Here is a 12,833-nt window from a genome sequence, read left to right on the forward strand (position 1 = left end):
CCACAAAGTCCCATCCAGTTCCCGCCAGGAAGTAACTGGATGATGACAGCTGGTTTATCGCTTGCTGCATCCTCACGGCCTGGGTTACCAGGTCTACATCCACAAGAACGACTAGGCAGAGACGTATGATAAAGATTCGTCGAGGATTGGATTTGCCCATTACCGGCAGCCCCAATCAATCTATTGAAGATGGCCCGCAGGTTCGCCAGGTAGCTTTAATCGGGTTTGATTACCATGGTATGAAGCCCACTATGGCGGTACAGGTTGGTGATAAAGTGAAACTCGGTCAGGAATTGTTTTCTGATAAAAAGAACCCCGGTGTTATTTACACTGCGCCTGCATCAGGTACTGTAAGCGCCATTAATCGCGGCGACCAGCGCGTATTCCACTCTGTGGTAATTGATGTGGAAGGTGATGATGCTATCGAGTTTGCTAAATATCCAGCTAATGATTTGGCTGGCTTGTCACGTGAAAGTGTCCAGCAAAATTTAGTGCAATCCGGTCTTTGGACTGCGCTGCGCACTCGTCCCTACAGCAAAGCACCAGCATTGGATTCAAAACCAAGTTCGATTTTTGTGCAGGCAATTGATACCAACCCATTAGCCTCTAACCCACATGTCATTATCGCAGGCAAAAAAGACGCTTTTGCGAATGGTTTGACGGTATTGGCGCGGTTGACTGACGGCAAAGTATTTGTCTGCCAGGCTGAAGGTGTAGATCTTCCCAAAGGGCAGGGCAGCAATATTGTCACTGAGACTTTTGCTGGCGTTCATCCAGCGGGCAATCCGGGCACTCACATTCATTTCCTTGATCCAGTCAATGCACATAAAACGGTATGGACTATCGGTTATCAAGACGTGATTGCTGTAGGTGAGTTGTTCACTACCGGTAAATTGAATGTTGAGCGTGTTGTTGCGCTGGCTGGTCCTCAGGTAGAGCGTCCACGTTTGGTGCGCACTCGCATTGGTGCCAATCTGGGTGAATTAACCCAAGGCCAAACCAAAGCCGGTGAAAACCGCGTAATTTCAGGTTCGGTATTCGGTGGTCGTCGTTCTCATGGCAACCTGAGCTTCCTTGGTCGCTTCCACAATCAAGTCAGTGTGTTGCTCGAAGGCCGTGAACGCGAAATGCTCCACTACCTGCGCGCGGGTGCTGATAAGTTCTCCGTATTGGGAATTTACTTATCGAAATTACTTCCCTTAAAAGCCTTCAACTTCACTACCTCAACCAATGGCTCCGAGCGCGCCATGGTGCCGGTAGGCTCTTATGAGAAGGTGATGCCACTGGATATCCTGCCAACACAATTGCTGCGTTCATTGATTGTGGGCGATACCGAAATGGCACAAAAACTGGGTTGCCTTGAATTGGACGAAGAAGATTTGGCGCTGTGCACTTTTGTGTGCCCTGGCAAATACGAATACGGCCCGATTCTGCGCAACAACCTTACCCGTATTGAGCAGGAGGGCTAATTGATGAGTCTGCGAAAGATACTCGACAATATGGAGCCGCATTTCCATAAAGGCGGCAAATATGAAAAATGGTATGCGCTCTATGAAGCAGCGGACACCATTTTTTACAAACCTGCAGATGTAACCAAATCTACTGCTCACGTCCGCGATGGCGTAGATTTGAAGCGTATTATGATCACCGTATGGCTTTGCGCATTTCCCGCAATGTTCTTCGGTATGTATAACGTGGGTTTGCAGGCGAACACAATTCTTGCTGCAACCGGTGCAACCGGTATCGATAACTGGCACGGCGCTTTGACAGCGATGTTTGCTGGACATAATCCCGACAGTATCTGGGATAACCTTGTGCTCGGTGCTGCTTACTTCCTTCCTATATATGCCACCGTATTTATCGTGGGTGGTATTTGGGAGGTATGGTTTGCGATGGTTCGCGGCCATGAAGTCAACGAAGGATTCTTCGTGACCTCTATCCTGTTCGCCTTGACCTGTCCACCAGATTTGCCTTTGTGGCAAGCGGCGCTGGGTATCAGTTTCGGTGTAGTGATTGGTAAAGAAGTTTTTGGCGGTACTGGTAAAAACTTCCTCAACCCTGCACTCACTGGTCGTGCTTTCCTGTTCTTTGCCTACCCTGCAGAAATGTCGGGTGATGCAGTCTGGACTGCGGTTGATGGCTACACAGGCGCAACTTCACTTTCTATTGCTGCGCAAAATGGTATGGATGCGCTGGCAGGCCACGTTACCTGGATGGATGCATTCCTTGGTTTTGAGCAAGGTTCTATAGGTGAAACCTCCGTATTGGCGTTGATGATTGGCGGTATTGCTCTGTTAGTGATGGGCATTGCTTCTACGCGTATCGTGCTCGGAGTTTTGATTGGTACCGTACTGACTGTGTTGCTCTACAACTGGTTAGGCGCAGATAGCAAAAACCCAATGTTCCAGATGCCGTTCTGGTGGCACTTTGTTCTGGGTGGTTTTGCCTTCGGTTTGTTCTTTATGGCGACCGACCCCGTGTCTGCCTCTATGACAAATACGGGTAAGTGGATTTTCGGTGGATTGATTGGCTTTATGGTAATCACGATTCGTGTGGTTAACCCGGCTTATCCAGAAGGCATGATGTTGGCAATTTTGTTTGCGAACATGTTTGCTCCAACCATCGACTACTTCGTCGTTCAATCCAACATTAAACGGAGACTGGCGCGTGGCTAACCAACAAACAGCAAAATATACCATCACAGTCACATTGATTATGTGCTTGGTGGCATCCGTACTGGTAGCTGGTTCGGCAGTCCTGTTGAGACCCGCACAGGTTGCTAACAAAGCACTGGATTTCAAACGCAATGTGCTGTCGATTGCAGGCATTTTGAATAAAGATCAGTCAGTTGAAGAGCAGTTCAAACAAGTTGAGATTAAAATTGTTGATCTGAGCACCGGTCGTTTTACCGATGCCATCACTGACATTGAAAAATTTGATCAAAATGCGTCAGCTAAAAAGCCAGATCTTTCCGATAAGTTGTCAGCAGAAGAAGACATCGCAAAAATCATCAGCCGTGAAAAGTACGCCAAAGTATTTTTGGTAAACGATGCTAATGGTTTGTCAAAGGTGATTCTGCCTGTGCGCGGTTATGGTCTCTGGTCAACTATGTCAGGTTTTGTTGCATTGGATAAAGACCTGAATACTGTCCTCGGTTTCGGTTTCTACTCTCATGCTGAAACCCCTGGCCTTGGGGGCGAAGTTGATAATCCAAAGTGGAAACAAATTTGGATTGGCAAAAAGATTTACTCAGAAACCGGTGAAGTTAAAATCGACGTGATCAAAGGTCATGTAGATGATGCAACTGCCGATGCCGAGTACAAAGTAGATGGTTTGTCAGGTGCAACACTTACCAGTAATGGTGTGCGTAATCTGATGAAGTTTTGGATGGGCGACAAGGGTTATAAATCATTCCTTGCTAACTTGAAGAACGGAGAAGCGTAATCATGAGTACGAAAACCAAAGATCTTCTCGTAAAACCAATTTTGGAAAATAACCCGGTTATTTTGCAAATTTTGGGCATTTGTTCTGCCTTGGCAGTAACGTCCAGTGTGAAAGTTAGTTTGGTAATGGCGATAGGTTTGACTCTGGTATCTGCTTTTTCCAACTTCTTCGTATCTCTGGTGCGTAATTTTCTACCTAACAGTGTGCGTATTATTGCGCAGATGATCATTATCTCTGCATTAGTAATCGTGGTTGATCAGGTATTGAAAGCGGTCGCTTACGACATTAGTAAACAGCTTTCAGTATTTGTTGGTTTGATTATTACCAACTGTATCGTGATGGGTCGTACGGAAGCATTTGCACTGAAAAATCCACCAATTCCAAGCTTTATGGATGGTATTGGGCACGGCTTGGGCTATTCGGCATTGCTGATTGTCATTGCGACTTTCCGTGAAATTTTCGGTGCGGGCAAGTGGTTTGGTATCCAAATTCTGCCTACCGTTTCTGAAGGCGGTTGGTACGTACCTAACGGATTGCTGCTGCTCCCTCCAAGTGCTTTCTTCATCATCGGTATTATCATTTGGGGTATGCGTACCTGGAAGAAAAATCAGGTAGAGAAAGCGGACTTTAAAATCGCTCCTAACTCAACTACCACACAGGAGATCGCATAATGGAACAGTTGCTCGGTTTGTTTGTGCGCTCGATTTTTATCGAGAACATGGCGCTCGCGTTCTTTTTGGGTATGTGCTCATTTATGGCAATGTCCAAAAAAATTAACGCGGCTATCGGTTTGGGTATTGCGGTTATCGTTGTGCAAACCTTAACCGTTCCGGCTAACAACCTGATTTTGACTTATCTGTTGAAAGAGGATGCACTGGCGTGGGCTGGTGTAACCGGCGTTGATTTAACTTTCCTCAGCTTTATTTCTTTTATCGGTGTGATTGCTGCGATTGTGCAGATTATGGAAATTGTGATGGATAAATATATGCCAGCGCTTTACAACGCGCTGGGTGTGTTTTTGCCATTGATTACCGTGAACTGCGTAATTATGGCGGGTTCGCTGTTCATGGTTGAGCGCGACTATCATTTTGTCGAGAGTGTTGTTTACGGTGTTGGTTCTGGAACCGGTTGGGCAATTGCTATCGTTGTGCTTGCCAGCATCAAAGAGAAAATGAAGTACTCCGATGTACCTGAAGGTCTTCGTGGCTTAGGTATTACCTTTATCACCGTGGGATTGATGTCATTGGGCTTTATGTCCTTTGGCGGCATCTCTCTCTAGGCTAAGCGAGGAATCCAATGAATACCGAGATTTTATTAGGCGTAGGAATGTTCACCTTCATCGTGCTTGCACTGGTGGTGGTGATTCTTGTTGCCCAAGCAAAATTAGTGAACAGCGGCGATGTGCAAATTCTTATCAATGATGAGAAGACCATTACAGTTCCAGCAGGCGGTAAGCTGCTGCAGACACTCGCAGCGAGCAACGTATTTTTAGCTTCAGCTTGTGGTGGCGGTGGTAGCTGTGCTCAATGTAAATGTGTGGTGAACGATGGTGGCGGCTCTATTCTGCCAACAGAAGAAGCGCACTTTAATCGTCGTGAGCAAAATGAAGGTTGGCGTTTGAGCTGTCAGGTTCCGGTAAAACAAAACATGAAAATTCATGTTCCGGAAGAAGTGTTTGGTGTGAAGCAGTGGGTAACTACTGTGGAGTCCAATCCTAACGTGGCGACTTTTATCAAAGAGTTGACGCTGCGTCTGCCTGAAGGTGAAAGTGTTGATTTCCGTGCGGGTGGTTATGTACAACTTGAGTGCCCACCCCACCATGTTAAATTTTCTGACTTTGATATCGAGCCTGAGTATCGCGGTGATTGGGAGCGTTTTGGTTTCTTTAATTTGGAATCAAAAGTAACCGAGCCGGTGATTCGCGCCTATTCGATGGCAAACTATCCTGAAGAAAAAGGTGTGGTTAAGTTCAATATCCGTATTGCAACTCCTCCACCCAAATCGCAGGGTATTGCTCCTGGTCAAATGTCTTCCTACGTGTTCAGCTTGAAGCCGGGCGATAAGATTACTGTGTACGGTCCATTTGGTGAGTTCTTCGCCAAGAAGACCAATGCAGAGATGGTGTTTATCGGCGGTGGTGCTGGTATGGCGCCGATGCGCTCGCATATTTTTGATCAGCTGCGCCGCTTGAAAACCGATCGTAAAATGACTTTCTGGTACGGGGCTCGCTCTCTGCGTGAGCTGTTCTATAAAGAAGATTACGACATGCTGCAAGCTGAGAACGAAAACTTCAAATGGCATGTGGCGCTGTCCGATCCTCAACCAGAGGATAATTGGTCAGGCTTGACCGGATTTATTCACAATGTTCTCTACGAGAATTATTTGAAAGATCATCCGGCACCAGAAGATTGTGAGTTTTATATGTGCGGCCCACCAATGATGAACGCCGCCGTAATTAAAATGTTGAAGAGTCTGGGAGTTGAGGACGACAACATTTTGCTCGACGACTTCGGTGGTTAATGCATAAGGAAAACGAGGCTGGGTAACCTGCCTCGTTTTTTCTTTTAGTGGTAAGTATTTTTAAATTCTTAATAAAGGCATTGTTGCCTGGGAGTCAATCGTGGCTGTTCTTGTGGTTACTCTATTAGTGATGTTGTTTGTTGCGCTCGCATTGTCTATCAGTGTTCTCGCCGGAAGAAAACCAGTATCGGGCTCTTGCGGAGGTGTTGGTAAGGCGCTCGGTGATCCTAATTATGTGTGTGAGCTTTGTGGTGGCGATGAAGCCAAGTGTGCCGAGGAAAAAGCAAAGCCAACACGGTCTGCAACAGACAGTGCCGATCTTTCTTATGATGCGAGCAGGCCATCAAAAAAGTAAAAAGGAATAATTGTTGCTAGACTATCAGCGTATTCGGTTAATAAGATTAAGGGGAATAAATTGACTGGTCGTAAAAAATCGGCAGATCACAGCTACGATCTTTTGGTTATCGGTTCCGGTCCCTCGGGTGAGGCAGCAGCTATAGCCGCGTCCAAAGCGGGAAAGCGGGTCGGTGTGGTAGAGAATAGGGCGCTGGTGGGCGGTAGTTGTGCACACAAGGGAACCATTCCTTCCAAATCATTGCGTCATGTCGTTAAGCAAGTTATTCAGTTCAAGAGCAACAGCTTGTTTCGCGAAATTGGTGATAGCCGCCGTTTAACTTTCCCTCGGGTATTGCAATCAGCCGTTAAAGTTATTCCCAAACAAGTTGAACTGCATACAAATTTTTATGTGCGCAACCGCGTTAATGTACATATCGGCCAGGCTTCATTTATTGATGCCAACACTGTAACTCTGGTGCAGCTGGATGGTGGTATTGAAACCATCTCGGCTGACAATATTGTTATTGCTACCGGTTCGCGCCCCTATCGCCCAGCGGATGTTGATTTTAATCATCCGCGTATTTACGACAGCGATACCATCCTGGATATGCAACATACACCACGGCATATTATTGTTTATGGTGCAGGTGTGATTGGTTGCGAATATGCCTCAATTTTTTCCGGCTTGGGAATGCGTGTTGATTTGATCAATAACCGCGAGCGGTTATTGTCATTTCTCGATGATGAAATTTCTGATGCGTTAAGTTATCACCTGCGGGATAGCGGCGTCACTGTGCGTCACAGCGAAGAATATGAGGCGATAGAGGCGAGCGATTCAAGCGTTACCTTATTTTTAAAATCGGGTAAGCGTTTGAAGGCAGATGCAATTTTGTGGTGTAACGGCCGCAGTGGTAACACTGATGGATTAAATCTTGAAGCGGCAGGTTTAACTGCCGATCATCGCGGTAATTTAAAAGTTGATAATTGCTATTGCACCCAAGTTCCCAATATTTATGCGGTAGGTGATGTGGTTGGCTGGCCAAGTTTGGCGAGTGCTTCCTATGGTCAGGGGCGTGCAGTATCCGGAGGTATTTTTGGTGATGAATGCAAGTTAGTGCAGGATGTTCCCACTGGTATTTATACGCTGCCAGAAATTAGTTCTGTCGGTAAAACTGAAACCGAATTGACTCAGGCAAAAGTGCCCTACGAAGTTGGCCGTGCATTATTTAAAAATACCGCGCGCGGGCAAATCAGCGGTGAAGATGTGGGTATGCTGAAGCTGTTGTTTCATGTTGATACCTTGGAAATTCTTGGCGTACATTGTTTTGGCGCTGAAGCAGCAGAGATTGTCCATATCGGCCAGGCGATTATGACGCAGAAAGGTGATGGCAATAATATCCATTACTTCCTCAATAATATTTTCAATTATCCGACTATGGCTGAAGCCTATCGAGTTGCTGCGCTTGACGGTATAAACCGTATCAGCCGCCGTTAGTTAATGATGCGAACTCAATAAAAAAGGGTGCAATCTATTGCGCCCTTTTTTATTGCTACACATTATTGTGTGGATACTACGGGTTTTCTTTGGTGGGATTTGCTTCGGACGGGTTAGCTTTGGGCTGAAAATTTCTCACGCAGTGAATGACCGTATTGCTATCAAAATACACCGTAAATTCTTGATACTTCCAGCGCGAGATAGGTGGTTGCCCCTTTGCTGGAATTTCTTCCAATGGCTCACCAAACAGCGCTTTCACCCGCTCTTTGCTCATGCCTTTGGTGGGCATATCAACAGGTATTTGATTTTTGGCTTGTTCGCCAACTGGGATCCGAATGTCTTCTGCGAGTGAAGTCTGAATACAGATAGTAAATCCCACCACACAGACGAAGAATAGGTTCAGGAATTTTCGCGGGGTCATATTGGTCAAATCACCTTTAACAATCATAGTTACTGGAGCGAATGCTGACTTCTCCGGCGTTCGGCCATTTGTGCCCGCATTATTTGTTGACCGATCAGCTGCTGTTGCGCATCGGTCACGCTATGAAATTTTGCCGCAATTTGATATTCCCCTGTGTTACTGGGTTCACAGCGAATGATTTTGGCAAACAGGACAAGGCCCGCGTTGCTTGGTAAAAAAATCAGCCTTAGGGCGATGTGGGAGTTTGCTTCCAGTGCGCGCGAGCTGCCAAAGGCGATTCCACCCTCGCTCAGGTTTACCTGTTTAATCGTTTTTGATGGGGGTAGGGGTTTGGAGTCGGTCATCAGCTGTTGGCTGATAATGTCTATCTTGCGGTTCAGGTTGTGCAAGTATTCACCCAGTGCGCGGCTGGTATCTTTGATCTGGTGAAATAGATGGGCATTGTCATTGTCGATCTTGCGTAATTCAGCAAAGAGTTTAAGCGACGCGGTATTGGGGAACTGCAACTCCGCCGCAGCGGTGTTTGCGGTAATCTCATCAACCTCTTTGAATTCAATAGCGATACTTTCATCAATGCGAAAGTAACTGCGACGTTCGCTCATAACCCGGCTCTTCCAAATTTTGTGATGCAGTAAACATAGCACAAGCCAGCGATAAGTGGCGCGGCTTTATCGATTATGAGGAGCGGTTTTGCTTGAGCAAATGGGGCCAATTGGGTTTAATGCGCCCATGCTAAAAAACATCCCTCTTTATATCGGCTTGCGCTATACCCGCGCCAAGCGCCGAAACCAGTTTATCTCTTTCATTAGTGCCTTTTCATTGGTGGGTATGGCGCTGGGTGTTATGGCTCTGATTATCGTATTGTCGGTAATGAATGGCTTTGACCGGGAAATGAAGGAGCGCATCCTTAGCGTAATCCCCCATGGTTTTGTCGATCAGCTTCCTGCCCTGAAGGATTGGCAAGCACTATCCGCGCAGGTTAACCAGCATCCACAGGTAGTGGCTTCTGCCCCCTATATCGCCAGCAGTGCCATGGTGAACTACGCCGGTGGCGTGGAGGCGATAGAGTTACAGGGCATATTGCCTGAGGCTGAAGCACAAGTATCAATTGTCGAACAGCGAATGGTAGTGGGCTCAATGATGCAGTTGCAGCCGGGTGAATACGGCATTGTCATGGGGCGTTTGCTCGCGAGCCGTTTAATGCTTGCTCCCGGCGATAAAATTCGTATTACCTCTCCCGAAATCAACATCACCCCGATGGGAGCTTTTGCTCGCTCGCGTAGTTTTACATTGGTTGGTGTCTTTGAAGTCGGTGCTCAAGTGGATAGCACTCTTGCGCTCATTCATGTGCAAGATGCGCAAAAGTTTTTGCGTAAACCTGGTGTGCAAGGGCTACATGTGAAAACCGACAATATGTTTGTGGCGGCGCAGATAATGAGTGAGCTGCGTGCACAATTGGGCGATGACTATAGAGTTAAGGATTGGAGCCAAACCCAAGGCAGTTTATTCCAGGCGGTGAAGATGGAAAAAATCGTCGTAGGTTCACTGCTGATGATTATTATCGCGGTCGCGGCGTTTAATATTGTCTCCAGTTTGGTGCTGATGGTTGCTGACAAGCGCTCGGATATTGCGGTATTGCGAACCATGGGTGTGAGTGCGCGGCAGGTTATGGCGATCTTTATTGTGCAGGGTAGTGCGATAGGTTTTTTTGGAACCTTTATCGGTACCGTTATAGGGTGCATTGTTGCTTCGGCACTGACGCCTATCATGAGCGCGGTAGAATCATTATTTGGTGTGCAGGTATTTGATCCAGAGATGTATTTCATTAGTCAATTACCTTCAATTTTACTCTGGCAAGATGTTGCATTGATTTGCTGTATCGCATTGCTACTGAGTTTTATCGCCACACTATATCCCGCTTACCGCGCCTCCCAAATCGAACCTGCGGAAGCCTTGCGTTATGAATAAATGTTTCGTCTTTGATTATCCTTGCGTTCGCTATACGGGCCCAGTGTTATGAATGATTCCGCTCCGGTTTTAGTTTGCCAGCAGGTAAGTAAAAGTTATCGCCAGGGTGCACTTGCGGTAGATGTGCTGCGCAATGTGAATTTCCAAATAAATTCGCGTGAGCGTGTGGCGATTGTCGGTGCGTCCGGCTCCGGTAAATCCACGCTGTTAAATATTCTCGGTGGTTTGGATGTGCCCGATAGCGGTGATGTGAGTGTGGCAGGTGAACTTTTATCGCATCTGAGTGCCGATGAGCGCGGTCGTTTACGCAACCGCAGTTTGGGTTTTGTTTATCAGTTTCATCATTTATTGCCTGAATTTACTGCGCTTGAAAATGTCGCTATGCCATTGTTGATTGGTAAACAGCCAATGGCAATTGCAAAACAACGTGCATTGGAATTGTTGGCGCGTGTTGGTCTGGCCAAACGTGTGGATCACAAACCCTCCGAGCTTTCGGGTGGTGAACGTCAGCGTGTCGCCATTGCTCGCGCGTTGGTAACCAATCCAGCCTGCGTGTTGATGGATGAACCGACGGGCAATCTCGATAGCCATGCAGCAGATGCGATTCAGGCGTTAATGCTGGAGTTAAATCAATCCATTGGTACTAGTTTTGTGGTAGTAACTCACGACCCACGCCTTGCTGCGCGTATGGATCGCACGCTCACGTTGGTGGATGGCGCCTTGGTTGGCGCAGAGGCTTATTAATGTTTAGCCGCTATATATTTCTGGTTGGTACCCGCTACGGAATTTCACAGGGGCACAGTCACTTAGTTTCATTTATTTCGCGTTTGTCCACCGCAGGTTTGGTAATTGGCGTTGCGCTATTAATTCTGGTCATGTCGATCATGAATGGTTTTGATAAAGAGCTGCGCGAAAATATTTTGGGCGTTATGCCGCATGCGAGAATCTATCACAGTCACGCTATTGAACATCCCGAAAAACTAATTGCTGATCTGAAACAACATCCTCGCGTCCTTGCCGCGTCGCCTTATGTGGAATTACAAGGCTTGCTTAGCTATCAAAAGCGCGTAGCACCGGTGGCTATTTTTGGAGTCGATGCTGAACTGGAAAAGGCCACTTCCAAGCTGCCTGGGTTACTACCTAAAGGAACACTTGAATCGCTGGCAACAGCTGAAGCGGGAATTGTGATTGGTCGAGGAGTTGCGGAAAAATTAAATGTGGCTGAGGCCGATTCGATCAGTTTAATCATTCCTGTTGAAGGCGGTTCATCACCGCGTGTTAAAGTCGTTACTGTGCTCGCCATTTTTGATACCCATAGTGATGTTGATAACGCACTGGCTCTTATGGATATCAATGCCGCAGCAGAGCTTTCGGGTTACGCAGGGCAAATTACCGGTGTGCGTTTAAAAGTAGATGATTTATTCGCTGCCCCGGAAATCGTGCGTGGAATTATGCAAACGTTACCACAGGATTATTACGGTTCCAGCTGGATGGCCACCCACGGCGGTGTGTACCAGTCCATTAAAATGTCTAAAAATATGGTTGGTATGTTGCTGTTTTTAATTATCGCTATTGCTGCGTTTAATCTGGTGTCCACCCTGATTATGGTAGTAGTCGATAAGCAGGGTGATATAGCGATAATGCGCACAATGGGCGCGTCCACCGCAGAGATCATAACGATTTTTATGGTGCAGGGCGGCTTGATTGGTTTGATTGGAACATCTATTGGTTTAGTGCTGGGCGTGACGCTCTCTTATTTTGTTACACCGCTGGTGCAATGGATTGAAAAAATTTTTGGCGTTCAGTTTTTACACTCAGATGTATATCCCATTACTTACTTGCCATCGGAATTGGTTGCCGGTGATATTGCCAAAGTGGTCATTACGGCGCTGCTGATTAGTTTTTTTGTCAGCCTGTATCCCGCTTGGCGCGCGAGTAAAATCCAACCGGCAGATGCACTGCGTTACGAGTAGTTGGATAAAATATTGTGCACAAAAAAGCCCGCGCTAGCGGGCTTTTTTACGATTTTATTTTTGCTCTTCTGCCATTTTATCAGCACGCATTTTTTGGCGCTTTTTCCAGTTGTGGTTTACATGCCAGCGCCAATAGAGTTGCATTCCAAAATATCCCAGTGCCCCAAAAATCAAACCGGTTAACACCGAGCCTGCCAATAGGGGTTTCCATAGGTGGCCGAACTCATTGGCCAGCCAATCCCAAGTTAATTCCGGCTCAACCATCAGTGGTTCAGACTGCAAAATCACACTGCCGACTTGATAAGTGATAAAAAAGAAAAACGGCATGGTGAAAGGGTTGGTAATCCACACTAATGCAACAGAAATAGGCAGATTGCAGCGAAACAAAAGCGCCGCACCCGCTGCAACAGGCATTTGTCCAGGAATAGGTAAAAGTGCAATGAACAAGCCCCAAAAAAAAGCAACAGAGACTGAGTGGCGGTTTAAGTGAAATAGGTTAGGGTCATGCAGCAAGTCCCCTAGAAAGTGCAGGGCAGGGTTGCTTTTGATTGCAGCGGGGGTGGGAATAAACCGTTTCAGTAGATTGCGAGCCATGCTTAAACCAGAGTACTGCCAAAAATGAACCGGCATTATGCCTTTAAATGATCATGAAGACTATGTGATCTGCAGATGAGGG

Annotated in this window: 14 protein-coding genes; 11 read left to right on the forward strand and 3 right to left on the reverse strand. The window is 46.7% G+C overall.

Annotated elements, in window-relative coordinates:
- Nucleotides 1-125: 125 nt before the first annotated feature.
- From B4E62_RS11940 to sthA, 8 genes are all read left to right on the forward strand, one after another.
- Nucleotides 126-1,469: a Na(+)-translocating NADH-quinone reductase subunit A gene (locus B4E62_RS11940; protein WP_331352220.1), complete on the forward strand. Its 1,344-nt coding sequence runs from the start codon at nt 126-128 to the stop codon at nt 1,467-1,469.
- A 3-nt stretch (nt 1,470-1,472) separates the two neighbouring features.
- Complete coding sequence (locus B4E62_RS11945; protein ID WP_331352221.1) at nt 1,473-2,675, forward strand: NADH:ubiquinone reductase (Na(+)-transporting) subunit B; 1,203 nt, start codon at nt 1,473-1,475, stop codon at nt 2,673-2,675.
- Nucleotides 2,668-3,444 carry a Na(+)-translocating NADH-quinone reductase subunit C gene (locus B4E62_RS11950; RefSeq protein WP_310071211.1) on the forward strand — a complete coding sequence of 259 codons (777 nt, stop codon included), beginning with the start codon at nt 2,668-2,670 and terminating at the stop codon, nt 3,442-3,444. Before B4E62_RS11945 ends, B4E62_RS11950 begins: the two co-directional genes overlap by 8 nt.
- A 2-nt stretch (nt 3,445-3,446) precedes the next feature.
- Nucleotides 3,447-4,115 carry an NADH:ubiquinone reductase (Na(+)-transporting) subunit D gene (locus B4E62_RS11955; RefSeq protein ID WP_310071208.1) on the forward strand — a complete coding sequence of 223 codons (669 nt, stop codon included), beginning with the start codon at nt 3,447-3,449 and terminating at the stop codon, nt 4,113-4,115.
- Complete coding sequence (nqrE, locus tag B4E62_RS11960) at nt 4,115-4,723, forward strand: NADH:ubiquinone reductase (Na(+)-transporting) subunit E (RefSeq protein ID WP_310071205.1); 609 nt, start codon at nt 4,115-4,117, stop codon at nt 4,721-4,723. Before B4E62_RS11955 ends, nqrE begins: the two co-directional genes overlap by 1 nt.
- Nucleotides 4,724-4,740: 17 nt before the next feature.
- Nucleotides 4,741-5,964, forward strand: coding sequence for an NADH:ubiquinone reductase (Na(+)-transporting) subunit F (gene nqrF, locus B4E62_RS11965; protein ID WP_310071203.1), 1,224 nt, complete (start codon nt 4,741-4,743; stop codon nt 5,962-5,964).
- A gap of 100 nt (nt 5,965-6,064) precedes the next feature.
- The gene (nqrM, locus tag B4E62_RS11970; RefSeq protein ID WP_310071201.1) at nt 6,065-6,319 is read left to right on the forward strand and encodes a (Na+)-NQR maturation NqrM; all 255 of its coding nucleotides are present in this window, start codon (nt 6,065-6,067) and stop codon (nt 6,317-6,319) included.
- A 60-nt stretch (nt 6,320-6,379) separates the two neighbouring features.
- Nucleotides 6,380-7,795, forward strand: a complete 1,416-nt coding sequence (gene sthA, locus B4E62_RS11975) for a Si-specific NAD(P)(+) transhydrogenase (RefSeq protein WP_310071198.1) — start codon at nt 6,380-6,382, stop codon at nt 7,793-7,795.
- 76 nt (nt 7,796-7,871) lie between these two features.
- Here sthA and B4E62_RS11980 read toward each other — a convergent pair whose 3' ends face one another.
- On the reverse strand, nt 7,872-8,216 hold the full coding sequence (locus B4E62_RS11980; RefSeq protein WP_331352222.1) for a hypothetical protein: 345 nt from the start codon (nt 8,214-8,216) through the stop codon (nt 7,872-7,874).
- A 29-nt stretch (nt 8,217-8,245) separates the two neighbouring features.
- A complete protein-coding gene (locus tag B4E62_RS11985) occupies nt 8,246-8,818 on the reverse strand; it encodes a PilZ domain-containing protein (protein WP_331352223.1) in 573 nt (190 codons plus the stop codon).
- 127 nt (nt 8,819-8,945) lie between these two features.
- Here B4E62_RS11985 and B4E62_RS11990 point away from each other — a divergent pair, with 127 nt between their 5' ends.
- Genes B4E62_RS11990 through B4E62_RS12000 form a run of 3 tightly spaced genes read left to right on the forward strand, consistent with a single transcriptional unit; the run spans nt 8,946 to nt 12,157 of the window.
- Nucleotides 8,946-10,184 carry a lipoprotein-releasing ABC transporter permease subunit gene (locus B4E62_RS11990; protein ID WP_310071191.1) on the forward strand — a complete coding sequence of 413 codons (1,239 nt, stop codon included), beginning with the start codon at nt 8,946-8,948 and terminating at the stop codon, nt 10,182-10,184.
- 48 nt (nt 10,185-10,232) lie between these two features.
- Nucleotides 10,233-10,928, forward strand: coding sequence for a lipoprotein-releasing ABC transporter ATP-binding protein LolD (gene lolD, locus B4E62_RS11995; protein ID WP_331352224.1), 696 nt, complete (start codon nt 10,233-10,235; stop codon nt 10,926-10,928).
- A complete protein-coding gene (locus tag B4E62_RS12000) occupies nt 10,928-12,157 on the forward strand; it encodes a lipoprotein-releasing ABC transporter permease subunit (RefSeq protein WP_331352225.1) in 1,230 nt (409 codons plus the stop codon). The genes lolD and B4E62_RS12000 overlap by 1 nt, the downstream gene beginning before the upstream one ends.
- A 54-nt stretch (nt 12,158-12,211) precedes the next feature.
- On the opposite strand, the gene B4E62_RS12005 is transcribed toward B4E62_RS12000, so the two are convergent.
- Nucleotides 12,212-12,751 (reverse strand): DUF2062 domain-containing protein, encoded by a 540-nt coding sequence (locus B4E62_RS12005; RefSeq protein WP_310071184.1) that lies wholly within the window; start codon nt 12,749-12,751, stop codon nt 12,212-12,214.
- Nucleotides 12,752-12,833 lie beyond the last annotated feature (82 nt).

Source organism: Cellvibrio sp. UBA7671 (genome assembly GCA_002483145.1).
Lineage (GTDB): Bacteria > Pseudomonadota > Gammaproteobacteria > Pseudomonadales > Cellvibrionaceae > Cellvibrio > Cellvibrio fibrivorans.

Coding starts and splice junctions, on each gene's coding strand:
- B4E62_RS12005 (WP_310071184.1), bottom strand. CDS start 12,751: ATGGCTCGCAATCTACTGAAACGGTTTATTCCCACCCCCGCTGCAATC.
- B4E62_RS11990 (WP_310071191.1), top strand. CDS start 8,946: ATGCTAAAAAACATCCCTCTTTATATCGGCTTGCGCTATACCCGCGCC.
- lolD (WP_331352224.1), top strand. CDS start 10,233: ATGAATGATTCCGCTCCGGTTTTAGTTTGCCAGCAGGTAAGTAAAAGT.
- B4E62_RS12000 (WP_331352225.1), top strand. CDS start 10,928: ATGTTTAGCCGCTATATATTTCTGGTTGGTACCCGCTACGGAATTTCA.
- nqrF (WP_310071203.1), top strand. CDS start 4,741: ATGAATACCGAGATTTTATTAGGCGTAGGAATGTTCACCTTCATCGTG.
- B4E62_RS11940 (WP_331352220.1), top strand. CDS start 126: ATGATAAAGATTCGTCGAGGATTGGATTTGCCCATTACCGGCAGCCCC.
- B4E62_RS11980 (WP_331352222.1), bottom strand. CDS start 8,216: ATGACCCCGCGAAAATTCCTGAACCTATTCTTCGTCTGTGTGGTGGGA.
- B4E62_RS11985 (WP_331352223.1), bottom strand. CDS start 8,818: ATGAGCGAACGTCGCAGTTACTTTCGCATTGATGAAAGTATCGCTATT.
- B4E62_RS11955 (WP_310071208.1), top strand. CDS start 3,447: ATGAGTACGAAAACCAAAGATCTTCTCGTAAAACCAATTTTGGAAAAT.
- nqrE (WP_310071205.1), top strand. CDS start 4,115: ATGGAACAGTTGCTCGGTTTGTTTGTGCGCTCGATTTTTATCGAGAAC.
- B4E62_RS11945 (WP_331352221.1), top strand. CDS start 1,473: ATGAGTCTGCGAAAGATACTCGACAATATGGAGCCGCATTTCCATAAA.